Raw genomic sequence first — 24,317 nt, forward strand, 5'->3', positions numbered from 1 at the left:
TCAAGTCTCGTGGCAGCGGGCTTGCCCCGCGATACGTTTCTGCATGCGTAAGATTTTTCCGAAATTGAAACCAAATCCTTCAGCCAGCCAGAGCTTCGGACCTATCCTACGCGCCTGCCGGAAGGCTCTGAATTGGCCGGGAAATACATCAGGGGTACCGTCTCTGGGTCGTCACATTTGGCGACCCGGGTGTGAGAAGCCCGTCCATGTCCAGATCCAGGTTGCCTGTTATGGCAGCCGTGCGCGCGCAGACTTCGGTCTGGCCGTGGTGTCTGGACACGGTCCTCTCACCTCGCGTACGGCTGCCACCCTTGTCTGTGAGAAGGATGCTGGTGGTTGCTCTAGAAACCCTTTCCAGAGTAACAACTATGAAAAAACTAGTACCTGATCCACCCTATCCAATCCCCTTCGTCACCATCATCAGCGACCTCGACCCCGAGGAAGCCATGGCCCACGCCAACAAGCTGATGCACACCCTCAGCGACACCGTCCACGCCTACACCGTCTGCCAGCGCGACGCGCGCCTTGACGTGATGATGGACAGCGTCGAGATCCTCGGCCAACTGGTCATCTCGCTGGTCCGCCACGCCCGGGCCAAGGGGGCGCCGGTATGAGCGACGACTTCAAGCCCGGGCCGACCCAGGGCAAGACCACCTGCCTCGAGATCTTTTGCATCCAGCCCGGCATCCCGTTCGACCACGCCTTCAGCGACCTGTCGGTGCTGCTCGGCTGCGTGGCGCATTTCACCACCGAGGCGGAGATGGAAGGGGACCTCATGGCCGGCAGTGCCGCACGGATTCTCAGTGGGCTGGCCAAGGGGCTGATCGATGACATGGAATTGGGGTTGAATCGAGCGCGGTGAATGGGGGCTGCTGCGCAGCCTTTTCGCCGGCAAGCCGGCTCCCACCGGGTTTTGTGTAATGCCTGTGGGAGCCGGCTTGCTGGCGAAAGGGCCGCAAAGCGGCCCCAGGGATGCCAGACCGAGCCACTGTCGTTAGACTGTCATCTCCTCACCACCGGACAGGAGTCCCGGCGTGCCCGACCCCCGCAGTTTCCCCAGCGACCTGTGCCTCGACAGCCCACGCCTGCAGTTGCGGCCCATGCGTCATGGCGACGCGCAGCAGTGGCTGACCATCATGGCCGACCCCGAGGTCATGCGTTACTGGTACCACGCCCCCTGGCAGACCCTGGCCGAGGCCGAGAGCGCCCTGGCTGCCGACCGCGAGGCGTATGCCGCCGGTCAGTTGCTCAAGCTGGGCATGTACCGTCGTGACAACGGCGAGCTGATCGGCATGGTCCAGCTGTTCAACCTCGAAGAGGCCTCGCGCCGGGGCGAAATCGGCTACTGCCTGGCCAAGTCCGCCCAGGGCCGGGGCTACATGGACGAAGCGCTGACCTGCTTCATCGACTACCTGGCCCACACCCTTCACCTGCGCCGCCTGGAGGCGGAAATCGACCCGCGCAATCAGGGTTCGGCACGTACCCTGGAGCGCCAGGGCTTCGTCCTGGAGGGCACCCTGCGCGCGCGCTGGTGCGTGGCCGGCGAGCTGTCTGACTCGGGGCTTTACGGTCTGCTGCTCGAACCGCCTGTCGCCTGACGCCCGCTTGCGCTATGGTCGCGCCTTTCGCTGCTGGATGGAGCCTGCGCGTGCCTGCTTTTTATGTGATGTTCACCCTTGTGCTGTTCCTTCTTTGCCTGTGTTTCGATGGCCTGCTGATGGGCGTCGACGGGCATATGCCGGCGGTGCAGATACTGCTCATGGGCCCATGGGGCATTGCCTTCGGGTTGTACCAGTGGTTTGCCAATCCGTTGCTGGGGCTGGCAATCCTCGCCCGCCGGCGTTTTCGCCGGGTGGCGCTTGCCGCTGGCCTGATCGCCCTGGGCCTGGCGCTCAGTTGCCTGGGCATCGAGCGGCTGCCGGACAACCGCAGCTATGATTTCCTGCCGCTTACCGGTTTCGGCCCCGGCTACTACCTGTGGACACTGGCAATCCTGCTGTTCTGCCTGGGGCAGGGGTGGTGGTGCCGCAAGGCGCAGACGGCGCAGGATATGCCGCGCTGGCGCTGGTTCGATGTGCTGCTGATCGCGGTGCTGACGAGCACCATCTACCTGGCGACTCAGATGCCCAGCCTGGGCGTGCAAATTCGTAGTTCCGACGAGCCAATGGAGCAGGTACAGGCAGGCTGAACTCTCCGGACGCGCCTTGGGTTTGGAAAGACGGCAGGGGCTGGGTTAAGGTCGCAGCTCGTCCGCTTTTACCAGGTGCCTGACTTGCCCGCTTTCTACCTGACCACAAGCCTCGCCCTGTACCTGCTGAGCCTGGCCTTCGATGGTGCCCTGACAGGCGCAGGGCGACATGTACCGGCATTGCAGATGCTGCTCTACGGCCCGTGGGGTATCGCCTTCGGCCTGTACCAGTGGTTCGCCAACCCACTGCTGGCGTTGGCGATCCTTTCCCACCGACGGTTCCGCCGCCTGGCGCTGGGGTGCGGCCTGCTGGCGCTGTATCTGGCGGCCAGCAGCTTCGCCATCACCCGCTTGCCGGACAACCAGAGCTACGCCTTCCAGGATGTGACCGGCTTTGGCGCGGGCTTCTACCTGTGGTTGCTGGCGATCCTGGTGTTTTGCATGGGGCAGCTATGGTGGTGCTGGAAGGCGCGTTCAGCAGCGGATGTACCGGGCTGGGGCTGGCTCGATGTGGCGCTGATCGCGGCCCTGAGCGTGGCGCTGTATGCCGGTACGCAGATGCCGTCGTTGCGCTTCGAGCCGCACAAGGTGATCGTGCCGCCGGAGCAGCCGCGCACCTTGTGATGGCCTTAACGCGCCGTGCCCCACTGCACCGCGATCATCCCAAGCACGATCATTCCCACTCCCGCGAGCCGGAGCAGGTTCACAGGTCGCTCCGGCAGGCCCATGAGGCCGAACTGGTCGATCAGCAGCGACGACAGCACCTGCCCGGCCACCACGCAGACGATGAACCCCGCCGCGCCTAGCCGTGGCGTCAGCACCAGCGCGGCGGTGATGTAGAGCACCCCGGCAACCCCGCCGAACCAGGCCCACCAGGGCGCATGGGCCAGTTGCTGCACCTGTGGCAGCGGCGCGCGCATCAGCAGCAGGGCCGGCACCAGCATCAGCAGGCTGACCAGCAACGACACCCCGGCCGCCCACAGCGGATGACCGAGCAGGCGCCCGAGCGCGGCGTTGCTGCCCGCCTGAAACGGCACGGCCGCTCCGGCGAGCAGGGCGATGAGCAAGGGGAGGGTGGCGAAGAGGCTGGCGGGCATGGTGTCTACTCCTGATCAAAACACTGGCCTCAGTCTTCGCTATGCACTTCAATGATGGAAATTCGAACTTCGTACAGGCTGTATTCGTGACATGGATGATTTGCGCCGTATCGACCTCAATCTACTGCTGACCCTGCACGCCCTGCTCAGCGAGCAGCATGTCTCGCGTGCGGCATTGCGCCTGCACCGCAGCCAGCCGGCGGTCAGCCATGCGTTGGCGCAGTTGCGCGAGATCTTCGCCGATCCGCTGCTGGTGCGACGCGGTGGCCGCCTGCAACTGACGGCCCGCGCCGAAGCCCTGCACGCGCCGTTGCAGGAGGCTTTGCAGCAACTCGACGGATTGCTCGGCACGCCGGGCTTCGAGCCGGCGCGGGCTCGGCGTACCTTTCGCCTGGCCATGTCCGACTACGGCGCCCGCGTGGTGTTGCCGTCGCTGATGCGTCTGTTGCGGCGCGAAGCACCGGGCATCGACCTGGTGGTGTCCCAGGGTAGCCGCGAGGCGATGCTCGGCCAGTTGATCGACGGCGAGGCGGACTTGGCGCTGGGTGTGTTTCCCGAGCTGCCGACGGAAATGGCCCAGCGGGTGCTGTTCGAGGAGTCCTTCGTCTGCCTGGCCGACCGCGCCAGCCTGCCGCCCCGCGGCGGCCTGGCGCTGGACCTGTGGCTGGCGCGGCCACATGTGCTGGTGGCGGTGCGCCCCGGCATCGACAACGAGATCGACCAGGCCCTGGCCACCTTGGGCGCGCGTCGGCGCATCGCCCTGACCCTGCCGCATTGGGGCGTGGCCCAAAGTGTGATTGCCGGGACCGACCTGGTGCTCACCGTGGCCCGGCGCAGCCTCGCCGGTGCTCGCCTGGACCCTGCCCTGCGCCAGTTCGCGCCGCCCCTGGCGATCTCGCCGTTCGCCTTCGCCCAGGCCTGGCACTCGCGGCGCGACGGCGATGCCGGGCACCGCTGGCTGCGGGCGCAAATCCAGGCGCTGTGCGTGAACGACGACGCGGCAGGGTGCTAGGCTGTGCCGCATTCATTTGCGAAAAGGAAAGCCCATGTTCAAGCATTGCCTGGTCGGCGCCGCTGCCCTGCTGATCGTCGCCGGCGCCCAGGCCGAGGACTATTCGCCCACCTACACCCAGTGCATGGACAAAGCCTCCAGCACCCTGGCCATGGGCGCCTGCATCCAGGCCGAGACCCGGTTGCAGGATGACCGGCTGAACCGGGTCTACAAGCAGCTGATGGCCAAGCTCGACAGCCAGCAGCAGAAGGACCTGCGCGAGATCCAGCGCACCTGGATGAAGTACCGCGACGGCAACTGCGCGTTCCACGGCAAGTTGAGCAACGGCAGCATCTACCGCATCGAAGGCGCGATGTGCGAGATGGACATGAGCAAGGACCGGGCGGCGGAGCTGGAACGGGTGCTCAGCCCGGGGCAGTAGCGCAGCATCAGCTTACAGATTGGTGGGTGAACTGGTCGGCTAAAGGGTATCGCCGCGACCCTGATGGCTGTATTTTTGTACAGCTCATGGGCAGCACGTTCACCAAGGGAGGAGCACATGCCTGAAAGCATCGATGTCGCCAATTACTTCCTCACCCTGGAAGGCGAGACGGGTGAGATCTCGAACCTGAAGCTGCAGAAGCTCGTCTACTACGCGCAGGGCTTCAGCCTGGCCTTGCTGGGCGCCCCGTTGTTCGAAGAGCGTATCGAGGCCTGGATGCATGGCCCGGTCGTGGCCGATCTCTACCGTCGGTTCAGCCAGCATGGCTCGAACCCGATCCCGATGCCTGCAGTGTTCGAGCCGACCTGCTTTTCCAGGGATCAGACCCGCCTGATCAAAGAGGTCTTCGAGGTCTATGGGCAGTATTCGGCGTGGAAGCTCCGTCAACTGACCCATGAAGAAGACCCTTGGCGGGACAACTATCAGGAGGGCGCTTTCAGCCGGGAGATTCCCCGGGACGAAATGCAACGGTATTTCAGGAATCACCTGGTGAACTGAGCGATGGTACGTAAGCGGCTCAAGGAGCGAGATGCCCAGGGAAATCAGGTAAGGGCACGCCACATGGCAGGCGAGTCTGACGAATCGGACCTGCGCCCCCCGGTGTTCTCACTGGAGTATCTGCAATCAGGTTGGTGCATTCAGGACTGCCAGCAGGCAGAGCGCGCCAGGATGCTCGAGCGCTTGCGTCAGATCAGTCAACGCACGTGGCGAGAGATCCGCCAGCTCGATCGCCACGGCTATGGTACGGAGACGATTTCGCGCGGCAGTATCAGGGCTGTATTACCTTCATTCCTCACTGAAGATGTTCGGCTGCTGGCGTTCAGGGCTTTCGACCTGGTGGCGATGGTGGGGTACCGCAGTGGGCGGATTTTTCATGTGATCTGGATAGATCGTGAGTTCAAGTTGTACAAGCATTGACGCGAAGTACAGTGACCCCTTTGGTTGGGCGGGCAAGCCCGCTCCAACAGGGGAGTAGGAGCGGGCTTGCGAATCAGGCGCCGCGTTGCTCACGCAGTGCCCGGGCCTTCAGGTACTCGCGCACTTCCACCCCGTCTCCGGCGAATTCGATCCGCTGTGCCTTGGCTGCACGCTGGTAGGCGTACATCGGGTCGTAGTATTCCTTGAGCAGCCCTTCTATCCACCCTCGGTGCAGGCTCACGTCGCCGCTGCGCAACTGCTCGTCCAGTGCCTGGTCGAGCAAGGCCGACAGCCGCTGGAAGCGCTCGCCGCCCAGGCGCTTGTGGATGTTGATCAGGCTCTGGCGCATGCGTTCGGCGAACAGCGGGCCGCCGGCCTCCGCACCGTGCACGGCGATGAACTCGGCACACAGGTTGATCACGTAGTCGCGCAGGATGCGTTCCACGCGATGCTCGAAGCTGTCTTCAAGCCACACCAGCGGATAGCGCTGCATGCCCTGGTACAACTCCAGCGGCACCGCGCAGCTGCCGACCACGCGACCTTCGTCCTCGAGCACGAACTGGCCGATGCCCCGGTCACGTTTTTTCAGAATGTCGATGGCCAGCGCGTTCTCGAAATCGATCTGCGCCGGCTGCGCGGTGGCGCGCTTGCCGAAGCTGGAGCCGCGGTGGTTGGCATGGCCTTCCAGGTCCAGCACGTTGTCCAGCTGGAGCAGCACGTCGGTCTTGCCGGTGCCGGTCAGGCCGCCCACCAGCACGAAGTCGCAGTGTTGCACCGCTTGTTGAGTGGTCTCCAGCAGCAGGGTGCGCATGGCCTTGTAGCCGCCCACCACCTTCGGATACTGGATGCCGGCTTCTTTGAGCCAGCCCTGGACGATCTGCGAGCGCAACCCGCCGCGGAAGCAGTAGAGGTAGCCGTCGGGGTGATCCTGGGTGAAGGCCGCCCAGGCGTCGAGGCGTTGCTGCTTCACCGCACCGTTGACCAGCTGGTGGCCCAGGGCGATGGCGGCGGCCTGGCCCTGCTGCTTGTAGCAGGTGCCGACTTTCTGCCGCTCCTGGTCGGTCATCAGGGGGAGGTTGACCGCACCGGGGAAGGCGCCCTTGGTGAATTCGATCGGCGCGCGCATGTCCATCAGCGGCACGTTGTCGAGGAACAGCCGTTTCAGATCGGTGCAGTCGGGGCGCATCAGATCACCTCGACTGCGTGGCTCTGTCGCTCGACCAGCTCGCCGATCGGCGCCAGTTCGAGCCCGAGCTCCCGTGCCACGGCGAGGAATTCGGCCTCGCCCTGTGGGCTGACTGCCACCAGCAGGCCACCGCTGGTCTGCGGATCGCACAGCAGGTGCTTCTGTTCGTCGCTCAGCGCGCCGATCTTGTGGCCGTAGCTGTCGAAGTTGCGCAAGGTGCCGCCGGGGATGCAACCCTCGGCCAGGTAATGCTCGACGCTGGGCAGGCGCGGCACCGCAGCGAACTGCAGGCGGGCGGTGAGACCGCTGCCTTCGGCGACTTCGACCAGGTGGCCAAGCAGGCCGAAGCCGGTGACGTCGGTCATGGCCTGCACGCCGTCGAGCTTGCCGAAGCGGCTGCCGGGGGTGTTCAGGGTGCACATCCAGTCGCGTGCCAGTCCCTGGTCCTGTTCGCGCAGCTTGGCCTTCTTCTCGGCAGTGGTGAGGATGCCGATGCCCAGCGGCTTGGTCAGGTACAGGCGGCAGCCGACGCTGGCGGTGTCGTTGCGCTTGAGGTGGCGCTTGCTTACCACGCCGGTGACGGCCAGGCCGAAGATCGGTTCCGGGGCGTCGATGGAGTGGCCACCGGCCAATGGGATGCCGGCCTCTGCGCAGACCGCGCGGCCACCGCGGATCACTTCGCGGGCGACCTCCGGCGGCAATACGTTGATCGGCCAGCCGAGGATGGCGATGGCCATCAGCGGGTCGCCGCCCATGGCGTAGATGTCGCTGATGGCGTTGGTGGCGGCGATGCGGCCGAAATCGTAAGGGTCGTCGACGATGGGCATGAAGAAGTCGGTGGTCGAGACCACGCCGCGCTCGTCATCCAGGGCGTAGACGGCAGCGTCGTCGCGCGAGGCGTTGCCGACCCAGAGGTTCGGGTCTAGCGCCTGGGTGCCGCTCTCGGCGAGGATCACATCCAGGACCTTGGGAGAAATCTTGCAGCCACAGCCAGCGCCGTGGCTGTACTGTGTCAGACGAATCGGCTCGCTCATGTGCACCTCGACTTTTCGTGATGCGCGATTGTAGCAAAGCTGACCTTTGTGCCTGCGGCTCTTATACTTCCCTCGTTTGCCAGCATCGCGGGGCAAGCCCGCTCCCACGCCGGGAAAACCCCGCGATGCGACATCGAACCATGCCCCGCTATCGAACCGGAGAATCCCCCATGCTCAAACGCCCCTTGGCACTGTTTGCCGGTCTCGCGCTGTCCTGCTGCGCCGTGGTCGCCCAGGCCGCCGATGTGCTGCGCGTCAGCGCCATCCCCGACGAGGCACCGACCGAACTGCTACGCAAGTTCAAGCCACTGGGCGAGTACCTCGAGCAGCAACTGGGCATGAAGGTGCAGTTCGTACCGGTGGCCGACTACCCGGCGGTGGTCGAGTCGCTGGCCAGTGACCGCCTGGACCTGGCCTGGCTGGGGGGCTTCACCTTCGTCCAGGTGCACCTGAAGGACCCCAAGGCCACGCCGCTGGTGCAGCGTGAGCAGGATGCCAAGTTCACCAGCAAGTTCATCACCGCCAACCCGGACGTGAAGAGCCTCAAGGACCTCAAAGGCAAGACCTTCGCCTTCGGTTCGATTTCGTCCACCTCGGGCAGCCTGATGCCGCGTTACTTCATGCTCAAGAACGACAACATCAAGCCTGAGGAATACTTCAGCCGCGTCGCCTATTCCGGCGCCCACGATGCCACCGCCGCCTGGGTCCAGGCCGGCAAGGCCGATGCCGGCGTGCTCAACGCCAGCGTCTGGGACAAGCTGGTCGCCGCCGGCAAGGTCGACACCAGCAAGGTGCGGGTGTTCGCCACCACGCCGGAGTACTTCGACTACAACTGGACCGTGCGCGGCAACATGGACCCGGCGCTGAAAGAGAAGATCAAGCAGGCCTTCCTCGCCCTGGATCCGGCCAAACCTGCGGACAAGGCGATCCTCGACCTGCAGGCCGCCAGCCGCTTCATCGAAACCAAGCCGGAGAATTACCAGGGCACCGAGCAAGCCGCGCGCGAGGCCGGCCTGCTCAAGTGAGTATTCGTGTTCAGGGCGCCAGCGTGCGCCATGGCCAGGTCCAGGCCTTGAGCGCGCTGGACCTGCACATCGGCCAAGGCGAGCGGGTGGCGATCATCGGTCCGTCCGGCGCCGGCAAGTCCAGCCTGCTGCACCTGATGGCCACTGCCGTGCCGCCCAGTGGCGGGCGCCTGGAGTTGTTGGGCGAGCAGCCCTGGGCACTGTCTGCCCGCGCCCGCCAGCGCTTGCGTGCACGGGTCGGCCTGGTGCACCAGGCACCGCCCCTGCCGCCGCGCCAGCGGGTGGTCACCGCCGTGCTGGCGGGGCGCCTGGGGCAGTGGGGCACCTTGCGCGGGCTACTCAACCTGATTCACCCCGGGGATATTCCCGGTGCCCGCGCGGCACTGGCCGAGCTGGGCATGGCTGACAAGTTGTTCGCCCAGTGCGGGCAGTTGTCGGGGGGACAGTTGCAACGGGTTGGCATCGCCCGCGTCTTGTACCAGCGACCTGAAGTGCTGCTGACCGACGAGCCGGTCTCGGCCATGGACCCGGTGCTTGCCGATCACAGCCTGGCGTTGCTCAATCGTCATGCCCTGGCCCATGGCGTGACGCTGGTCGCCAGCCTGCACGCGGTGGAGCTCGCCCTCGCGCACTTTCCGCGCATCGTCGGCATTCGCGCCGGGCAGGTGGCGTTCGATTGCCCGGCGCAAGCGGTCAGCGAAGCGATGCTCGACGCCTTGTACGCCAATGAGCAACTGACATCGCCTGTCGCCGCGACGGCGAGCCTGCAGGTGCAGATCCCGCGATGCTGAGCACTGACCAGCGCGATCCCGCTGCCTTGCCGCGTTTGCTGCTGACCCTGCTGTGCCTGGCGCTGCTGTGGCCGGGCCTGCACTTGAGCGAGCTTGACCCCGGCGTGCTGTTGCAGGCCGAGAACCGTCAACAGATGGCCGGCTTCGTCAGCGCGTTCTGGCCCCCGGCCCACGATGCCGGGTTTCTCGATTTGCTGCTCACGGCCACGGTGCAGACCCTGGCCGTGGCCACCGCGGGCATGACCCTGGCGTTGCTGCTGGCGGTCCCGGCCAGCCTGTTGGCCAGCCGGGCGTTGTCGTTGCGGGCCGCTTCCAGTGCAGGGCGCCTGGGGCCATGGTCCCGGGCTGCGCGCCTGCCGGTGCGCGGCCTGCTGATCTTCCTGCGCAGCGTGCCCGAGATCGTCTGGGCGCTGCTGTTCGTCCGCGCCGTGGGCCTGGGCCCGACTGCCGGCGTGCTGGCCATCGCCATCACCTACAGCGGCATGCTCGGCAAGGTCTACGCGGAGATCTTCGAGTCGGTGGACCAGCGCCCGGCCCATGCCTTGCTGCAGGCCGGCAGCAGCCGCCTGTCGGCGTTTCTCTACGGCACCCTCCCTGAGGCCGCGAGCGAAGTGGTGTCCTACACCGTGTACCGCTGGGAGTGCGCGGTGCGCGCCTCGGTGGTGATGGGCTTCGTCGGTGCCGGTGGACTGGGCCAGCAGATCGATCTGTCGATGCGCATGTTCGCCGGTGCCGAGGTGGCGAGCATGCTGCTGACTTTCCTGCTGCTGGTCGTGCTGGCCGACTTGCTCAGCCGTTTCCTGCGCGGGAGGCTGGCATGAACCGGGTGATCAATGGGCTGGTGATCGTCGCGATCCTGGCGGCGGTGCTGGCGTCGTTCGCTTATCTGGAGCTGGACCTGGCAGCGGTCGTCGGCAGTGGCGGGCCGGCGCAGATGGGCGAATACGCGGCGCGTTTCCTGCACCCGGACCTGTCGCTGGCACACCTGCGCGCGGTAGGGCAGGGCGCCTTGGAAACACTGGCGATGTCGGGGATGGGGACGCTGCTGGCGATGCTGCTCGGCCTGTTGCTGGCGCTGCCGGCCGCCGGGCGTTTCGGCTTGCCGTTGCAGGGCGCGGCGCGCCTGCTGCTCAATGCGCTGCGGGCGATTCCGGAGCTGGTCTGGGCGGCGCTGACCGTGCTGGCTGCGGGCCTGGGACCGAATGCCGGCACCCTGGCGTTGGCGCTGCATACCGCCGGGGTGTTGGGGCGGTTGTTTGCCGAGGCACTGGAGAATGCACCGCCCGAGCCTGCGGCGGCGATCCGCCTGCAGGGCGGCAGCCAGGTGGTGGCCTTCTGCTTCGGCACCTTGCCCAACCTGTGGCCGCAGTTGCTGGCTTACAGCCTGTATCGCTGGGAGAACAACATCCGCATGGCCAGCGTGCTGGGTTTCGTGGGGGCGGGTGGGCTGGGGCAGATGCTCTACGCGACCCTGAGCCTGTTCCAGGAGGCCCAGGCCAGCACGGTGATCATCGCCATGCTGGTGCTGGTGTTGCTGGTGGATGCCCTGAGCGATGTGTTGCGCCAGCGTTTCGTGCGCGCCTGAGGGCATTGCGCGGCACCTGATCCTTGACTGTAGTCCTGCTCCGGGCCCGCGCCAAGCCCTGTTCGTCAATCCGAAAAATAAACTTCACCTGAGCGTAAAAAGACTTTTTTCGGTCATGGTTTTTGCGGTATCAAGGAACCAGACAGCCGAACCCTGCAGCACAGGTGGCGTCATCCACGCCCTCCTTGCCAGGTGAGCTTCCCGCCCGTAACGACGCGGATACGGGGAGAACGGCAGTCACTTTGCGGCGCAGCCGTTCGCGCCGTGTGGCTTTCACATAAGGTGAACGAGTATGGATGACCAAGGACGCAACCCTTCCTCCAACCAGCCAATCCTGTATGTGCTCGATACCAACGTCCTGATTCACGACCCCAACGCCCTGCTCAACTTCGAGGAGCACCACGTCGCCATACCGATGACGGTGCTGGAGGAACTCGACAAGCTCAAGACCGGTAAACAGACCATCGCCGCCGAATGTCGCCAGGCCATCCGCCTGATCGACCAGACCCTCGGCGACGCCTCGCCCAGCGATGTCGAGCAGGGCGTGCCGATCCAGCGCGGCAAGAGCGGGCCCAAGGGCTTCCTGTCCATCCTCATGAGCACGCGCAACGAGCCCAATCGCCTGCTCCCCGAGAACCTCGCCGACAACATCATCATCAACCAGCTGCTGGACCTGCGCGCCAAGCGCAAGGACCTCGACGTAGTGCTGGTGACCAAGGACATCAACATGCGCCTGAAGGCGCGTGCCTGCGGGATCGCCGCCGAGGACTACAGCACCGACCAGTTGGTCGACGATGTGTCCTTGCTGTCCAAGGGCTACCACTCGGTCACAGGGTCGTTCTGGGACCGCGTGAGCAAGGTCGACACGCGTCAGGAGCGTGGCCGTACCTGGCATCGGGTGCAGTTGACGGACAACTTGCCCGCCGTGCACGTCAACGAGTTCATCATCGACGAACAGGGCTTCGTCGGCTGGATCAAGGGCATCCGCAACGACGAGCTGCTGCTGCTCGACCTGCACCAGGAACCGCTGCTGCACCAGGAAGCCTGGGGCCTCAAGCCACGGGACATCCACCAGAGCCTGGCGCTGTTCGCCTTGCTCGACCCGGATATCCACCTGGTCAACCTGACCGGCGCGGCGGGCTCGGGCAAGACCATCCTGGCGCTGGCCGCGGCCATCGAGCAGACCATGGTCAGCAAGCGCTACCGGCGCATCATCGCCACCCGCAGCGTGCAGGGGCTGGACCAGGAGATCGGCTTCCTGCCGGGCACCGAGGCGGAGAAGATGGAGCCTTGGCTCGGCGCCATCACCGACAACCTCGAAGCCTTGCACATGGATGACGAGAGCACCCACGGCAGTGTCGAGTACATCCTCGAGCGGGTGCCGCTGCAGTTCAAGTCGCTGAACTACATCCGTGGGCGCAGCTTCCAGCAGAGCCTGATCCTCATCGACGAGTGCCAGAACCTCACGCCGCACCAGATCAAGACCATCATCACCCGTGCCGGGACCGGCTCGAAGGTGGTCTGCCTGGGCAACCTGGCGCAGATCGACACCCCCTACCTGTCGGCCACCAGTTCCGGGCTGACCTACCTCACCGAGCGCTTCAAGGACTTCCCCCACGGCGTTCATATCACCCTGCAGGGCGTGCCACGCTCGGTACTGGCCGAGTACGCCGAGTCGCACCTGTAACCTGTCGCCGGCCAGCCCGTTCCCACCGTGGGAGCGGGCTGGCCCCGCGATGCGCTGTTCTGCCCTCTGCTCAAAGCTGACCGGCAGGTTTACACTCTGTTATCCCTTCCCAGGAGCAGAGCAGTGCTGACTCATCTTGATTCCCAGGGGCGCGCCAACATGGTCGACGTCACTGAAAAGGCCGTGACCGCCCGCGAGGCGATTGCCGAGGCACGGGTGCGCATGTTGCCGGACACCCTGCGCATGATCGTCGATGGCCAACACCCCAAGGGCGACGTGTTCGCGGTGGCGCGCATCGCCGGCATCCAGGCGGCGAAGAAGACCAGCGACCTGATCCCGCTGTGCCATCCGCTGATGCTCACCGGCGTCAAGGTCGAGCTGGCCGCCGAGGGCGAGGACGTGGTGCATATCGTCGCCCGCTGCAAGCTGGCCGGGCAGACCGGCGTCGAAATGGAGGCGCTCACCGCCGCCAGCGTTGCCGCGCTGACGATCTACGACATGTGCAAGGCTGTGGACAAAGGCATGGTCATCGAGCAGGTGCGCCTGCTGGAGAAGACCGGTGGCAAGAGCGGGCACTACAAGGTGGAGGGGTGATGAAGGTCAAGGTCATGTATTTCGCCCGCTACCGTGAGTTGCTGGGCATCGACGCCGAGCGCCTGGAGGGCGACTTCAAGGTGCTGGACGATGTGCGCCAGGCCTTGGCGGGCAAGGGTGGGCACTACGCGGTGCTGGCCGAGCAGAACCTGATGTGTGCCCGCAACGAAGAGCTGTGCCGGCTCGATGAGCCATTGGAAGAGGGTGACGAGATCGCGTTCTTCCCACCCGTGACCGGAGGTTGACCATGGCCGTGCGCGTTCAGGAGGCGGCCTTCGACCCGGGCGCCGAAGTCAACGCCATGCACGCTGCGAATGTCGGCGTGGGCGCGGTGGTCGGCTTTGTCGGCTATGTGCGTGACTTCAACGATGGCCGGGAGGTGGCGGGGATGTTCCTTGAGCACTATCCGGGCATGACCGAGAAGGCCCTGGCCAAGATCGTGGTCGAGGCCGAAGGGCGCTGGCCGCTGCTCAAGGTCGAGGTGCTGCACCGTATCGGCGCCCTGGAACCGGGCGAGCCGATTGTCTTTGTCGGCGTGGCCAGCGCGCATCGACAGGCGGCGTTCGATGCCTGCAACTTCATCATGGACTACCTGAAGACCCGGGCGCCGTTCTGGAAGAAGGAGAATACCCAGGAAGGGCCGCGTTGGGTGGAAGGCAAGCAGAGCGACCAGGATGCGGCAGGGCGCTGGGACTGAATGAGAGGGTGATCGTGGGAGCGGGCAAGCCCGCTCCTACAGAGGCCTGTCAGTGATGCTTGCGCGGCACGGGCTTCAACAGCTCGTCCGGCGGCATCTCGCACTTGATCTTGCGCCCCAGCAACTCTTCGATCGCCGGCAACTGGTACGAATCGTCCTCGCCGGCAAAGCTGATCGACACGCCGCTGGTGCCGGCGCGACCGGTGCGGCCGATGCGGTGCACGTAGTCGTCCGGGTCTTCCGGCAGGGTGAAGTTGATCACATGGCTGATGCCGTCGATATGGATGCCACGGCCGGCCACGTCGGTGGCCACCAGCACGGTGATGCGCCCTTCACGGAAACTTTCCAGGGTGCGGATACGCTTGTGCTGAGGCACGTCACCCGACAGTTGGGCGGCGTTGATGCCGTCACGCACCAGTTTTTCCTCGATGCGGCGCACCTCGTCCTTGCGGTTGGCGAACACCATCACCCGTTCCCACTTGTTCTGCGTGACCAGGTTGTACAGCAGCTTGTACTTGTCGCTGCCGGCCACGGCGTAGACGTGCTGTTCGACGGTCTCGCTGGCAACGTTCTCCGGCTCGATCTCGACGATGGCCGGGTTGGTGGTCCACTGCTTGGCCAGGTTCATCACATCGTCGGTGAAGGTGGCGGAGAACAGCAGGGTCTGGCGCTCGCTCTTGGGCGGGGTCTGGCGGATGATCTGGCGGACCTGGGGGATGAAGCCCATGTCGAGCATGCGGTCGGCCTCGTCCAGCACCATCACCTCGACCATGTCCAGGTGCACCTCGCCGCGCTGGTTGAAGTCCAGCAGGCGGCCCGGGGTGGCCACCAGGATGTCGCAATGGCGTGCTTCCAGCGACTTGAGCTGCTTGTCGAAGTCCATGCCGCCGACAAAGCTCATCACGTTCAGGCCGGTGTACTTGGTCAGTGCCTGGGCATCCTTGGCGATCTGCACCACCAGCTCGCGGGTCGGGGCGATGATCAGCGCCCGCGGCTCGCCCATGTAGCGCTCTTTGGGCGGTGGGGTCTGCTGCAACTGCGAGATGATCGAGATCAGGAACGCGGCGGTCTTGCCAGTGCCGGTCTGGGCCCGACCGATGGCGTCCTGGCCGCGCAGGGTGTAACCCAGGACCTGGGCCTGGATCGGCGTGCAATAGGGGAAGCCGAGGTCGTGGATGGCATGCATCAGCTCATTGGAGAGCTTGAAGTCGTGGAAACGCGTCTTGCCTTCCTGCGGCTCGACCACGAAATCCTCCGGCTTCCAAAGGCTGGCCTGGGGTTTGGGCTTGCGTTCGCGACGCGGCTTGTCCTTGGCGGGCGACTCGGCGCGCGGCGGTTGGGCGACCTGGACGGCGGCTTGTGGCTCGGCCTTGGCCTTCGGCGCAGGCTTTGGCCTGGGTTTGCCGGCCTGGCGCTCTGGCGCCTGGGCGGCGGCCGGCTGAGGAGCCGGCTCGGGTTGGGACGCGGCGATGGGCGGTGCGGCGTCACCTTTGGCGAATATTTTCTTGAGTGCCTTGAGCACGGTCGTCTCGTCAACTGGTTAAGGAATGTACGCCGGGCAGTGTAATGCAAGAATCGGGCGCGGCGTAGTGCAATGCGGGCTGGGCTACAGAATCACTGCAACTGGCGGCTCAGCCAGTCGTGGATGTCCTTCAGCTCCTCGACCACCACTTCGTGTTCCATCGGGTACTCATGCCACTGGGCGGCCACCCCCCAGGTATTGAGGTACTCGAACGCCGTGCGGCCCATCGAGGGGATCACCACCGGGTCGTGAACACCGTGCAGGCACAGCGCCGGCGTGCGCTGCTGACAGGCGCTAAGTTGCTGCGCGTCGCTGAAGGTTGGCGCGTAGGTGGAGAGGGCGATGACCCCGCCCAGCGCTTCCTGCCACTTTATATAGGCAGTGTGCAGCACCACCGCACCGCCCTGGGAAAACCCGGCGAGGAAGATGCGCGACAAGTTGATGCCCTTGGCCTGTTCGGCCTTGATCAGGGCGATCACCTGGTCGGCCGACTCTTCCAGTTGCGCCTCGTCGATGGCCCGCGCCGGGGTCATGGCCTTGATGTCGTACCAGCTGGGCATCTGGTAGCCGCCGTTGATGGTTACCGGGCGGGTTGGCGCCTGGGGCATGATGAAGCGGGTGCTGAGCAGGCGTTCCTGCATGAATTCCGCTACCGGTAGGAAGTCGTAACGGTCGGCCCCCAGGCCGTGCAACCAGATCACACAGGCGTCGGCGGTTTTCTGCGGTTCGAGAATCAGCGGTTGGGTCATGACTGCTCCGAAAGAGTGCTGGCGTACTGATGTAGTGCGTAAAAAGTAGGCATCGGCGGTTAATGCCAGAAAAAGATGTCGCAACTCTACAACTTTTCCTACTTGACTACCGCTTTATCGCTTAAGCCGTGGACTGTGGTACGCCCTTTGCTATGTCCTTGTCATGCGAAGAGGTGGGCCGGTCCCGGTAACACCCCTCGTGTGGATCGAAGGCTGTCATAGAACAGCCCATTGCGCCAATTGACCCAAAAACAAGCCAACAAGGGGTCGGATGCGCCTCATAAGGGTGCGGTGCAATTCCGGCTCATACAACAAGAGCGATTTGGAGGTTGTTGATGAAGATGTTGAAAACCACCCTGGCAGTCCTGACCGCCGCCGCCGCGCTGGGCGCCACCAGCTTCGCCCAGGCCGGCGCCACCCTCGACGCGGTGAAGAAGAAGGGCTTCGTCCAGTGTGGCGTGAGCGATGGTCTTCCTGGCTTCTCCGTGCCTGACGCACAGGGCAAGATCGTCGGCATCGACGCCGATGTGTGCCGCGCCGTGGCCGCCGCCGTGTTCGGCGATGCGACCAAGGTCAAGTTCAGCCAGCTCAACGCCAAGGAGCGCTTCACCGCGCTGCAGTCCGGCGAGGTCGACGTGCTGTCGCGCAACACCACCTGGACCAGCTCGCGCGATGCCGGCATGGGCCTGGTGTTCGCCGGCGTCACCTATTATGACGGCGTCGGTTTCCTCGCCAACAAGAAGCTCGGTGTCTCCAGCGCCAAGGAGCTCGACGGCGCCACCATCTGCATCCAGGCCGGTACCACTACCGAACTGAACGTCTCCGACTACTTCCGTGCCAATGGCTTGAAGTACACCCCGATCACCTTCGACACCTCCGACGAGAGCGCCAAGTCGCTGGAGTCCGGCCGTTGCGACGTGCTGACCTCGGACAAGTCGCAGCTGTTCGCCCAGCGCTCCAAGCTGGCCGCGCCGACCGAGTACGTGGTGCTGCCGGAAACCATCTCCAAGGAGCCCCTGGGCCCCGTCGTGCGCAAGGGCGACGAGGAATGGTTCAGCATCGTCAAGTGGACCCTGTTCGCCATGCTCAACGCGGAAGAAGCAGGGGTCACTTCGAAGAACGTCGAGGCCGAGGCCAAGTCCACCAAGAACCCTGACGTCGCCCGCCTGCTGGGCGCCGATGGCGAGTACGGCAAGGACCTCAAGCTGCCCAAGGACTGGGTAGTGCAGATCGTCAAGCAAGTCGGCAACTATGGCGAAGTGTTCGAGAAGAACCTGGGCCAGAGCACCGACCTGAAGATCGACCGTGGCATGAATGCCCTGTGGAACAACGGCGGCATCCAGTACGCGCCACCTGTGCGCTGATGGCTGCACCCCGCGGCGGCATCCTGCCGCCGCGGGTCGTTCGAATCCCTTCTTTTCGGGGCACTTCATGCAAAATCAAATCGGCGCACGGAAAGGGTTTTCCCTTAGTGATCCACGTGTGCGCGCGTGGCTGTTCCAGATCCTCACCGTGGTCTTCGTGGTGGGCCTGGGCTGGTACCTGTTCCATAACACCCAGACCAACCTGCAGCACCGGGGCATCACCTCCGGTTTCGATTTCCTCGAGCGCAGTGCCGGCTTCGGCATTGCCCAGCACCTGATCCCCTACGTGGAATCGGACAGCTACGCCCGGGTGTTCGTCATCGGCCTGCTCAACACCCTGCTGGTGACCTTCATCGGCATCATCCTGGCTACCTTGCTGGGCTTCATCATCGGCGTGGCGCGGCTGTCGCCGAACTGGATGATCAACAAGCTGGCGACGGTATACGTGGAGACCTTCCGCAACATTCCACCGCTGCTGCAGATCCTGTTCTGGTACTTCGCCGTGTTCCTGACCCTGCCGGGGCCGCGGGGCAGCATCAATATCGACGACACCTTCTTCATCAGCAACCGCGGCCTGAACATGCCCGGCGCCTCGATGGCCGAGGGCTTCTGGCCGTTCGTGATCGCATTGGTGCTGGCAATCGTCGCCATCGTGTTGATGGTGCGCTTGGCCAACAAGCGTTTCGATGAAACCGGCCAGCCGTTCCACAAGTTCTGGGTGGGCCTGCTGCTGCTGATCGGCATCCCCGGCGTGTGCGCGTTGCTGTTCGGCAGCCCGGTGCACTGGGAAGTGCCGCAGCTCAAGGGCTTCAACTTCGTTGGTGGCTGGGTGCTGATCCCCGAGCTGCTGGCGTTGACCCTGGCGCTGACCATCTACACCGCGGCGTTCATCGCCGAGATCGTGCGCTCGGGTATCCGTTCGGTCAGCCACGGCCAGACCGAGGCAGCCCGCTCGCTGGGCCTGCGCGAAGGCCCGACGCTGCGCAAGGTGATCATTCCCCAGGCGTTGCGGGTGATCATCCCGCCGCTGACCAGCCAGTACCTGAACCTGGCGAAGAACTCGTCGCTGGCCGCCGGTATCGGCTACCCGGAGATGGTCTCGCTGTTCGCCGGTACCGTGCTCAACCAGACCGGTCAGGCCATCGAGGTGATCGCCATCACCATGAGCGTCTATCTCGCCATCAGCATCAGCATTTCGCTGTTGATGAACTGGTACAACAAGCGCATTGCGCTGATCGAACGGTGAGGGTCCTTCCGTGACAGCCCATGTTTTCAAACCCGACATGCCGCCACCGGTGAAGACCGTTGGCGTGCTCGCCTGGATGCGGGCCAACCTGTTCTCCAGCTGGCTCAACACCTTGCTGACGCTGTTCGCCCTGTACCTGGTGTGGCTGATCGTGCCGCCGCTGGTGCAGTGGGCGTTCATCGACGCCAACTGGGTCGGCACCACCCGCGCCGACTGCACCAAGGAGGGCGCCTGCTGGGTGTTCATCCAGCAGCGCTTCGGCCAGTTCATGTACGGCTACTACCCGACGGAACTGCGCTGGCGCGTCGACCTGACGGTGTGGCTCGCCGTACTCGGCGCGGCTCCACTGTTCATCAAGCGCTTCCCACGCAAGGCCGTGTATGGCCTGGGCTTCCTGGTGCTGTACCCGATCCTGGCCTACATCCTGCTGCACGGTGGCACGCTGGGCCTGGAAACGGTGCCCACCAGCCAATGGGGCGGCCTGATGCTGACCCTGGTGATCGCCACGGTCGGCATTGTCGGCGCGTTGCCGCTGGGCATCCTGCTGGCGCTGGGGCGGCGTTCGAACATGCCGGCGGTGAAGGTGGTCTGCGTGACCTTCATCGAGTTCTGGCGCGGCGTGCCACTGATCACCGTGCTGTTCATGTCCTCGGTGATGCTGCCGCTGTTCCTGCCCGAAGGCATGAGCTTCGACAAGCTGCTGCGGGCGATGATCGGCGTGATCCTGTTCCAGTCGGCGTACATCGCCGAGGTGGTGCGCGGCGGCCTGCAGGCCATCCCCAAGGGCCAGTACGAAGCCGCCGCGGCCATGGGCCTGGGCTACTGGCGGGCGATGGGCCTGGTGATCCTGCCCCAGGCGCTCAAGCTGGTGATCCCCGGCATCGTCAACACCTTCATTGCCCTGTTCAAGGACACGAGCCTGGTGATCATCATCGGCCTGTTCGACCTGCTCAACAGCGTCAAGCAGGCCGCGGCCGACCCGGCCTGGCTGGGCATGGCGACCGAGGGCTATGTGTTCGCCGCCCTGGTGTTCTGGATTTTCTGTTTCGGTATGTCCCGCTACTCCATGCATCTGGAGCGCAAGCTGGACACTGGCCACAAGCGTTAGGAGTTTCGAAATGAGTGAAGCGATCAAGCAGCCTGCCGGCCCCGAAGGCATCATCCAGATGCAGGGCGTGAACAAGTGGTACGGCCAGTTCCATGTGCTCAAGGACATCAACCTGAACGTGCGCCAGGGCGAGCGTATCGTGCTGTGCGGGCCGTCGGGCTCGGGCAAGTCGACCACCATCCGCTGCCTCAACCGGCTGGAGGAACACCAGCAGGGGCGTATCGTCGTCGACGGCGTCGAGCTGACCAACGACCTCAAGCAGATCGAGGCGATCCGCCGCGAGGTGGGCATGGTGTTCCAGCACTTCAACCTGTTCCCGCACCTGACCATCCTCGAGAACTGCACCCTGGCGCCCATGTGGGTGCGCAAGCTGCCGCGGCGCAAGGCCGAGGAAATCGCCATGCACTTCCTCGAGCGCGTGCGCATTCCGGAGCAGGCGCACAAGTACCCCGGGCAGTTGTCCGGCGGTCAGCAGCAGCGGGTGGCGATTGCCCGGGCGCTGTGCATGAAGCCGAAGATCATGCTGTTCGACGAACCGACTTCGGCGCTGGACCCGGAGATGGTCAAGGAGGTGCTCGACACCATGGTCAGCCTGGCCGAGGATGGCATGACCATGCTCTGCGTGACCCACGAGATGGGCTTTGCCCGCACCGTGGCGAACCGGGTGATCTTCATGGACAAGGGTGAGATCGTCGAGCAGGCGGCGCCGGATGACTTCTTCGACCGGCCGCGCAGTGACCGGACCAGGCTGTTCCTGAGCCAGATCCTGCATTGATGTACCAGGGGCCGCCCGAGCGGCCCCACTCCTGTAGCCTTACTTCTCTTCTTTTGCGGCCACCGGCGCTGGTGGTGGCCGCAACCCCACCTCGGCCACCAGCTTGAGCTGCTGACCATTGCGCATCACCTCGATGGTAATCTTCTCGTTGGGCTTGATCCGTGCCACCTGGTTCATCGACTTGCGCCCGTCGCCGGCCGGCTCGCCATTGATGCTCAGGATCACGTCACCCAGTTGCAGGCCGGCGCGCGCCGCCGGGCCATCGCGGAAGATCCCCGCCACGACGATACCGGGGCGGCCTTGCATGCCGAACGAGTCGGCCAGCTCCTGGCTCAACGGCTGCACTTCGATGCCCAGCCAGCCACGAATCACCTGGCCATGCTCGACGATCGACTTCATCACCTCCAGCGCCAGCTTGACCGGGATGGCGAAGCCGATGCCCTGGGAGCCGCCGGACTTGGAGAAGATCGCGGTGTTGATGCCCACCAGGTTGCCGTTGGCATCCACCAGCGCGCCGCCGGAGTTGCCCGGGTTGATCGCAGCGTCGGTCTGGATGAAGTCTTCGTAGTTGTTCAGGCCAAGTTGGTTGCGGCCGGTGGCGCTGATGATGCCCATGGTCACGGTCTGGCCGACACCGAAGGGGTTGCCGATGGCCAGGGTCACGTCACCGATATGGATGCTGTCGGAGCGGCCGATGGTGATCGCCGGCAGGCTCTTGAGGTCAATCTTCAGTACTGCCAGATCGGTTTCCGGGTCGCTGCCGATCACTCGGGCGAGGGTCTCGCGGCCATCCTTGAGGGCCACGACGATCTGGTCGGCGCCGCTGGTGACGTGGTTGTTGGTCAGCAGGTAGCCTTCCGGGCTCATGATTACCGCCGAACCCAGGCTCGACTCCCAGCGCCGCTGCTTGGGCAGGTTGTCGCCGAAGAAGCGGCGGAACTGCGGGTCCTCGAACAGCGGGTGCGCGCTCTTGTTCACCACCTTGGTGGTATAGAGGTTGACCACTGCGGGCGCGGCCAGGGTCACGGCATCGGCATAGGAGACCGGCCCCTGCATGAGCTTGGTGGTTTGCGGGGCTTGTTGCAGGTTGACGTCCTGGCTGGGCAGGCCGACCCATTCGGGGAAGCGCTGGATGACCAGCATGGCGATCAGCACACCGGTGAGCAGGGGCCAGCCGAAGTAACGCAGAGCCTTGAGCATGAATCGATCCTGGGAGTGGGGCGGGGGCCGTGTCTATGGGGCCCGGGGCGCGAGCGGGCGCGATCATACACCTGAAGAAACCGAACGGCGATGGCTGGACACCCCGAGCGCCTGCCAGCGGTTTCCCCCACGCCGGCGACGGCCCATAATGGCGGCCATTATAGGGCCTGACGCCCGTTGCAACGCCGAATTCGAGGAGATTTTTCATGGCCGTCGCCCTCAATACCCTGGTCGAGGAAGCCGAGCGCTACCTGGCCAGCGCCAGGATCCAGGATTACTGCCCCAACGGCCTGCAGGTCGAAGGCCGTCCCCAGGTCAGCCGCATCGTCAGCGGCGTGACCGCCAGCCAGGCGCTGCTGGACGCCGCGGTCGAGGCCGAAGCCGACCTGGTGCTGGTGCACCATGGCTATTTCTGGAAGGGTGAAAACCCCTGCATCACCGGCATCAAGCAGCGACGCTTGAAGACCCTGCTCAAGCACGACATCAGCCTGCTGGCCTTCCACCTGCCGCTGGACGTGCACCCGGAGGTGGGCAACAACGTGCAGCTGGCGCGCCAGCTGGACATCACCGTCGAAGGTCCGCTGGACCCCAACAATCCCAAGGTTGTGGGCCTGGTCGGCTCGCTGGCCGAACCGGTATCGGCGCGGGATTTCGCCCGCCGTGTGCAGGAGGCGCTGGGGCGTGAGCCGCTGCTCATCGAGGGTGAGCAGATGATCCGTCGGGTCGGCTGGTGCACCGGGGGCGGGCAGGGCTACATCGACACCGCCATCGCCGTCGGGGTCGATCTGTTCATCAGTGGCGAGGCGTCGGAGCAGACCTTCCACAGTGCCCGCGAGAACGGCGTCAGTTTCATCGCCGCCGGTCACCACGCCACGGAGCGTTATGGCGTGCAGGCGCTGGGCGATTACCTGGCGCGTCGCTTTGCCCTGGAGCACCTGTTCATCGATTGCCCGAATCCGATCTGACGGCCGCATCGCGGGCGTGCCCCCGCGATGCTTTTTGCCCAAACCCCCAGTCATATCATTAGACCTTTTCGATCTAGCCACCCGCCTAAATAGAATCAGGTGCTGTGATAAAGTGGCTCGCTCGAACACGGCCCGCAGGCCGTCCATAAGATCGTTTTTCGTGAGTAGCCATGGTCGACAATCTGACGCACTTGAAACAGCTGGAGGCGGAGAGCATCCACATCATCCGCGAGGTGGCCGCCGAGTTCGACAACCCGGTGATGCTGTACTCGATCGGCAAGGATTCCGCGGTCATGCTGCACCTGGCGCGCAAGGCGTTCTTCCCGGGCAAGCTGCCGTTCCCGGTGATGCACGTCGACACCCAGTGGAAGTTCCAGGAGATGTACCGCTTCCGCGACAAGATGGTCGAAGAGATGGGCCTGGAGCTGATCACCCACGTCAACCCAGAGGGTGTGGCGCAGGGCATCAACCCGTTCACCCATGGCAGCTCCAAGCACACCGATATCATGAAGACCCAGGGCCTGAAGCAGGCGCTGGACAAGCACGGCTTCGACGCCGCCTTCGGTGGCGCGCGCCGCGACGAAGAGAAGTCGCGGGCCAAGGAACGCGTCTACTCGTTCCGTGACAGCAAGCACCGCTGGGACCCGAAGAACCAGCGCCCGGAGCTGTGGAACATCTACAACGGCAAGGTCAACAAGGGCGAGTCGATCCGCGTGTTCCCGCTGTCGAACTGGACCGAGCTGGACATCTGGCAGTACATCTACCTCGAAGGCATCCCGATCGTGCCGCTGTACTTCGCCGCCGAGCGTGAAGTGATCGAGAAGAACGGCACCCTGATCATGATCGACGACGAGCGCATCCTTGAGCACCTCTCCGAGGAAGAGAAGGCGCGCATCGTCAAGAAGAAGGTGCGTTTCCGTACCCTGGGCTGCTACCCGTTGACGGGTGCGGTCGAGTCCGAAGCCGAAACGCTGACCGACATCATCCAGGAAATGCTTCTGACGCGGACTTCCGAGCGTCAGGGCCGGGTCATCGACCACGATGGCGCAGGCTCCATGGAAGACAAGAAACGTCAGGGCTACTTCTAATTTTC

At 64.6% G+C, this 24,317-nt stretch carries 29 protein-coding genes; 23 read left to right on the forward strand and 6 right to left on the reverse strand.

The genetic code is table 11. The features are described from left to right. Positions 1–368 precede the first annotated feature (368 nt). The 5 genes from ACODS9_RS12200 (at position 369) to ACODS9_RS12220 (ending at position 2,812) form a co-directional block, all read left to right on the forward strand. Positions 369–614, forward strand: coding sequence for a hypothetical protein (locus tag ACODS9_RS12200; protein ID WP_046857050.1), 246 nt, complete (start codon positions 369–371; stop codon positions 612–614). Then, positions 611–862: a DUF3077 domain-containing protein gene (locus ACODS9_RS12205; protein ID WP_046857049.1), complete on the forward strand. Its 252-nt coding sequence runs from the start codon at positions 611–613 to the stop codon at positions 860–862. Before ACODS9_RS12200 ends, ACODS9_RS12205 begins: the two co-directional genes overlap by 4 nt. A 172-nt stretch (positions 863–1,034) precedes the next feature. Continuing rightward, positions 1,035–1,598, forward strand: coding sequence for a GNAT family N-acetyltransferase (locus ACODS9_RS12210; RefSeq protein WP_052062241.1), 564 nt, complete (start codon positions 1,035–1,037; stop codon positions 1,596–1,598). A 50-nt stretch (positions 1,599–1,648) separates the two neighbouring features. After that, entirely contained in the window at positions 1,649–2,188 is a 540-nt protein-coding gene (locus ACODS9_RS12215) for a hypothetical protein (protein WP_489093970.1), read from the forward strand. Between the two features lie 84 nt (positions 2,189–2,272). Beyond that, complete coding sequence (locus ACODS9_RS12220; protein WP_489093971.1) at positions 2,273–2,812, forward strand: hypothetical protein; 540 nt, start codon at positions 2,273–2,275, stop codon at positions 2,810–2,812. 5 nt (positions 2,813–2,817) lie between these two features. Here the strand turns inward: ACODS9_RS12220 and ACODS9_RS12225 are convergent, their stop codons facing one another. Beyond that, on the reverse strand, positions 2,818–3,285 hold the full coding sequence (locus tag ACODS9_RS12225; protein ID WP_401104883.1) for a DMT family transporter: 468 nt from the start codon (positions 3,283–3,285) through the stop codon (positions 2,818–2,820). A 91-nt stretch (positions 3,286–3,376) separates the two neighbouring features. Here ACODS9_RS12225 and ACODS9_RS12230 point away from each other — a divergent pair, with 91 nt between their 5' ends. From ACODS9_RS12230 to ACODS9_RS12245, 4 genes are all read left to right on the forward strand, one after another. Next, positions 3,377–4,297 (forward strand): LysR family transcriptional regulator, encoded by a 921-nt coding sequence (locus tag ACODS9_RS12230; RefSeq protein WP_401104880.1) that lies wholly within the window; start codon positions 3,377–3,379, stop codon positions 4,295–4,297. 34 nt (positions 4,298–4,331) lie between these two features. Further along, complete coding sequence (locus ACODS9_RS12235; protein WP_489093972.1) at positions 4,332–4,718, forward strand: lysozyme inhibitor LprI family protein; 387 nt, start codon at positions 4,332–4,334, stop codon at positions 4,716–4,718. A gap of 117 nt (positions 4,719–4,835) precedes the next feature. Further along, a complete protein-coding gene (locus ACODS9_RS12240) occupies positions 4,836–5,276 on the forward strand; it encodes a Panacea domain-containing protein (RefSeq protein ID WP_046857043.1) in 441 nt (146 codons plus the stop codon). 3 nt (positions 5,277–5,279) lie between these two features. Next, positions 5,280–5,696: a hypothetical protein gene (locus tag ACODS9_RS12245; RefSeq protein WP_102682472.1), complete on the forward strand. Its 417-nt coding sequence runs from the start codon at positions 5,280–5,282 to the stop codon at positions 5,694–5,696. A 73-nt stretch (positions 5,697–5,769) separates the two neighbouring features. Here the strand turns inward: ACODS9_RS12245 and mnmH are convergent, their stop codons facing one another. Together mnmH and selD are read right to left on the reverse strand one after the other, a co-directional pair. Further along, positions 5,770–6,882 carry a tRNA 2-selenouridine(34) synthase MnmH gene (mnmH, locus tag ACODS9_RS12250; protein ID WP_489093973.1) on the reverse strand — a complete coding sequence of 371 codons (1,113 nt, stop codon included), beginning with the start codon at positions 6,880–6,882 and terminating at the stop codon, positions 5,770–5,772. Continuing rightward, complete coding sequence (gene selD / locus ACODS9_RS12255) at positions 6,882–7,916, reverse strand: selenide, water dikinase SelD (RefSeq protein ID WP_038707400.1); 1,035 nt, start codon at positions 7,914–7,916, stop codon at positions 6,882–6,884. Before selD ends, mnmH begins: the two co-directional genes overlap by 1 nt. A 170-nt stretch (positions 7,917–8,086) precedes the next feature. Between selD and ACODS9_RS12260 the strand changes: the two genes are divergently transcribed. The 8 genes from ACODS9_RS12260 (at position 8,087) to moaE (ending at position 14,295) form a co-directional block, all read left to right on the forward strand. Further along, positions 8,087–8,941, forward strand: a complete 855-nt coding sequence (locus tag ACODS9_RS12260; RefSeq protein ID WP_367857044.1) for a putative selenate ABC transporter substrate-binding protein — start codon at positions 8,087–8,089, stop codon at positions 8,939–8,941. Continuing rightward, positions 8,938–9,732 (forward strand): phosphonate ABC transporter ATP-binding protein, encoded by a 795-nt coding sequence (locus tag ACODS9_RS12265; RefSeq protein WP_489093974.1) that lies wholly within the window; start codon positions 8,938–8,940, stop codon positions 9,730–9,732. The genes ACODS9_RS12260 and ACODS9_RS12265 overlap by 4 nt, the downstream gene beginning before the upstream one ends. Beyond that, on the forward strand, positions 9,726–10,553 hold the full coding sequence (locus ACODS9_RS12270) for a PhnE/PtxC family ABC transporter permease (RefSeq protein WP_489093975.1): 828 nt from the start codon (positions 9,726–9,728) through the stop codon (positions 10,551–10,553). The genes ACODS9_RS12265 and ACODS9_RS12270 overlap by 7 nt, the downstream gene beginning before the upstream one ends. Next, a complete protein-coding gene (phnE, locus tag ACODS9_RS12275; RefSeq protein WP_489093976.1) occupies positions 10,550–11,317 on the forward strand; it encodes a phosphonate ABC transporter, permease protein PhnE in 768 nt (255 codons plus the stop codon). Before ACODS9_RS12270 ends, phnE begins: the two co-directional genes overlap by 4 nt. A gap of 292 nt (positions 11,318–11,609) precedes the next feature. Further along, positions 11,610–13,004, forward strand: coding sequence for a PhoH family protein (locus ACODS9_RS12280; protein WP_023629387.1), 1,395 nt, complete (start codon positions 11,610–11,612; stop codon positions 13,002–13,004). Between the two features lie 123 nt (positions 13,005–13,127). Next, entirely contained in the window at positions 13,128–13,598 is a 471-nt protein-coding gene (gene moaC / locus ACODS9_RS12285) for a cyclic pyranopterin monophosphate synthase MoaC (RefSeq protein WP_046857035.1), read from the forward strand. Beyond that, positions 13,598–13,843, forward strand: a complete 246-nt coding sequence (gene moaD, locus ACODS9_RS12290; protein WP_023629385.1) for a molybdopterin converting factor subunit 1 — start codon at positions 13,598–13,600, stop codon at positions 13,841–13,843. The genes moaC and moaD overlap by 1 nt, the downstream gene beginning before the upstream one ends. 2 nt (positions 13,844–13,845) lie before the next feature. Beyond that, positions 13,846–14,295 carry a molybdopterin synthase catalytic subunit MoaE gene (gene moaE, locus ACODS9_RS12295; protein ID WP_401104859.1) on the forward strand — a complete coding sequence of 150 codons (450 nt, stop codon included), beginning with the start codon at positions 13,846–13,848 and terminating at the stop codon, positions 14,293–14,295. Positions 14,296–14,344: 49 nt separating this feature from the next. Here moaE and rhlB read toward each other — a convergent pair whose 3' ends face one another. Together rhlB and ACODS9_RS12305 are read right to left on the reverse strand one after the other, a co-directional pair. Then, positions 14,345–15,817 (reverse strand): ATP-dependent RNA helicase RhlB, encoded by a 1,473-nt coding sequence (gene rhlB / locus ACODS9_RS12300; protein WP_038707404.1) that lies wholly within the window; start codon positions 15,815–15,817, stop codon positions 14,345–14,347. Positions 15,818–15,909: 92 nt separating this feature from the next. Next, a complete protein-coding gene (locus ACODS9_RS12305; protein ID WP_038707405.1) occupies positions 15,910–16,566 on the reverse strand; it encodes an alpha/beta hydrolase in 657 nt (218 codons plus the stop codon). Between the two features lie 335 nt (positions 16,567–16,901). Here ACODS9_RS12305 and ACODS9_RS12310 point away from each other — a divergent pair, with 335 nt between their 5' ends. The 4 genes from ACODS9_RS12310 (at position 16,902) to ACODS9_RS12325 (ending at position 21,059) form a co-directional block, all read left to right on the forward strand. Beyond that, a complete protein-coding gene (locus ACODS9_RS12310; RefSeq protein ID WP_023629381.1) occupies positions 16,902–17,930 on the forward strand; it encodes an amino acid ABC transporter substrate-binding protein in 1,029 nt (342 codons plus the stop codon). 67 nt (positions 17,931–17,997) lie between these two features. Then, positions 17,998–19,176 carry an amino acid ABC transporter permease gene (locus ACODS9_RS12315; protein ID WP_217867163.1) on the forward strand — a complete coding sequence of 393 codons (1,179 nt, stop codon included), beginning with the start codon at positions 17,998–18,000 and terminating at the stop codon, positions 19,174–19,176. 10 nt (positions 19,177–19,186) lie between these two features. Beyond that, a complete protein-coding gene (locus ACODS9_RS12320; protein ID WP_046857031.1) occupies positions 19,187–20,284 on the forward strand; it encodes an amino acid ABC transporter permease in 1,098 nt (365 codons plus the stop codon). A gap of 10 nt (positions 20,285–20,294) precedes the next feature. After that, positions 20,295–21,059 (forward strand): amino acid ABC transporter ATP-binding protein, encoded by a 765-nt coding sequence (locus ACODS9_RS12325; RefSeq protein WP_023629378.1) that lies wholly within the window; start codon positions 20,295–20,297, stop codon positions 21,057–21,059. Between the two features lie 39 nt (positions 21,060–21,098). Here the strand turns inward: ACODS9_RS12325 and algW are convergent, their stop codons facing one another. Then, complete coding sequence (algW, locus tag ACODS9_RS12330) at positions 21,099–22,259, reverse strand: Do family serine endopeptidase AlgW (protein ID WP_046857030.1); 1,161 nt, start codon at positions 22,257–22,259, stop codon at positions 21,099–21,101. Positions 22,260–22,465: 206 nt separating this feature from the next. On the opposite strand from algW, the gene ACODS9_RS12335 reads away from it, so the two are divergent. Then, positions 22,466–23,224 carry a Nif3-like dinuclear metal center hexameric protein gene (locus ACODS9_RS12335; protein WP_489093977.1) on the forward strand — a complete coding sequence of 253 codons (759 nt, stop codon included), beginning with the start codon at positions 22,466–22,468 and terminating at the stop codon, positions 23,222–23,224. A 170-nt stretch (positions 23,225–23,394) separates the two neighbouring features. Next, a complete protein-coding gene (cysD, locus tag ACODS9_RS12340; RefSeq protein WP_038707406.1) occupies positions 23,395–24,312 on the forward strand; it encodes a sulfate adenylyltransferase subunit CysD in 918 nt (305 codons plus the stop codon). Positions 24,313–24,317: the final 5 nt, after the last annotated feature.

The organism is Pseudomonas sp. FG36 (genome assembly GCF_057809275.1).

Bases quoted from the DNA above. Each gene is read 5' to 3' on its own strand.
- ACODS9_RS12260 (WP_367857044.1), top strand. From the start codon at position 8,087: ATGCTCAAACGCCCCTTGGCACTGTTTGCCGGTCTCGCGCTGTCCTGC.
- ACODS9_RS12200 (WP_046857050.1), top strand. From the start codon at position 369: ATGAAAAAACTAGTACCTGATCCACCCTATCCAATCCCCTTCGTCACC.
- ACODS9_RS12245 (WP_102682472.1), top strand. From the start codon at position 5,280: ATGGTACGTAAGCGGCTCAAGGAGCGAGATGCCCAGGGAAATCAGGTA.
- ACODS9_RS12230 (WP_401104880.1), top strand. From the start codon at position 3,377: ATGGATGATTTGCGCCGTATCGACCTCAATCTACTGCTGACCCTGCAC.
- phnE (WP_489093976.1), top strand. From the start codon at position 10,550: ATGAACCGGGTGATCAATGGGCTGGTGATCGTCGCGATCCTGGCGGCG.
- ACODS9_RS12325 (WP_023629378.1), top strand. From the start codon at position 20,295: ATGAGTGAAGCGATCAAGCAGCCTGCCGGCCCCGAAGGCATCATCCAG.
- cysD (WP_038707406.1), top strand. From the start codon at position 23,395: ATGGTCGACAATCTGACGCACTTGAAACAGCTGGAGGCGGAGAGCATC.
- ACODS9_RS12305 (WP_038707405.1), bottom strand. From the start codon at position 16,566: ATGACCCAACCGCTGATTCTCGAACCGCAGAAAACCGCCGACGCCTGT.
- ACODS9_RS12335 (WP_489093977.1), top strand. From the start codon at position 22,466: ATGGCCGTCGCCCTCAATACCCTGGTCGAGGAAGCCGAGCGCTACCTG.
- ACODS9_RS12240 (WP_046857043.1), top strand. From the start codon at position 4,836: ATGCCTGAAAGCATCGATGTCGCCAATTACTTCCTCACCCTGGAAGGC.
- ACODS9_RS12270 (WP_489093975.1), top strand. From the start codon at position 9,726: ATGCTGAGCACTGACCAGCGCGATCCCGCTGCCTTGCCGCGTTTGCTG.
- ACODS9_RS12205 (WP_046857049.1), top strand. From the start codon at position 611: ATGAGCGACGACTTCAAGCCCGGGCCGACCCAGGGCAAGACCACCTGC.
- moaD (WP_023629385.1), top strand. From the start codon at position 13,598: ATGAAGGTCAAGGTCATGTATTTCGCCCGCTACCGTGAGTTGCTGGGC.
- ACODS9_RS12310 (WP_023629381.1), top strand. From the start codon at position 16,902: ATGAAGATGTTGAAAACCACCCTGGCAGTCCTGACCGCCGCCGCCGCG.
- algW (WP_046857030.1), bottom strand. From the start codon at position 22,259: ATGCTCAAGGCTCTGCGTTACTTCGGCTGGCCCCTGCTCACCGGTGTG.
- ACODS9_RS12235 (WP_489093972.1), top strand. From the start codon at position 4,332: ATGTTCAAGCATTGCCTGGTCGGCGCCGCTGCCCTGCTGATCGTCGCC.
- ACODS9_RS12280 (WP_023629387.1), top strand. From the start codon at position 11,610: ATGGATGACCAAGGACGCAACCCTTCCTCCAACCAGCCAATCCTGTAT.
- ACODS9_RS12315 (WP_217867163.1), top strand. From the start codon at position 17,998: ATGCAAAATCAAATCGGCGCACGGAAAGGGTTTTCCCTTAGTGATCCA.
- ACODS9_RS12225 (WP_401104883.1), bottom strand. From the start codon at position 3,285: ATGCCCGCCAGCCTCTTCGCCACCCTCCCCTTGCTCATCGCCCTGCTC.
- moaE (WP_401104859.1), top strand. From the start codon at position 13,846: ATGGCCGTGCGCGTTCAGGAGGCGGCCTTCGACCCGGGCGCCGAAGTC.
- selD (WP_038707400.1), bottom strand. From the start codon at position 7,916: ATGAGCGAGCCGATTCGTCTGACACAGTACAGCCACGGCGCTGGCTGT.
- mnmH (WP_489093973.1), bottom strand. From the start codon at position 6,882: ATGCGCCCCGACTGCACCGATCTGAAACGGCTGTTCCTCGACAACGTG.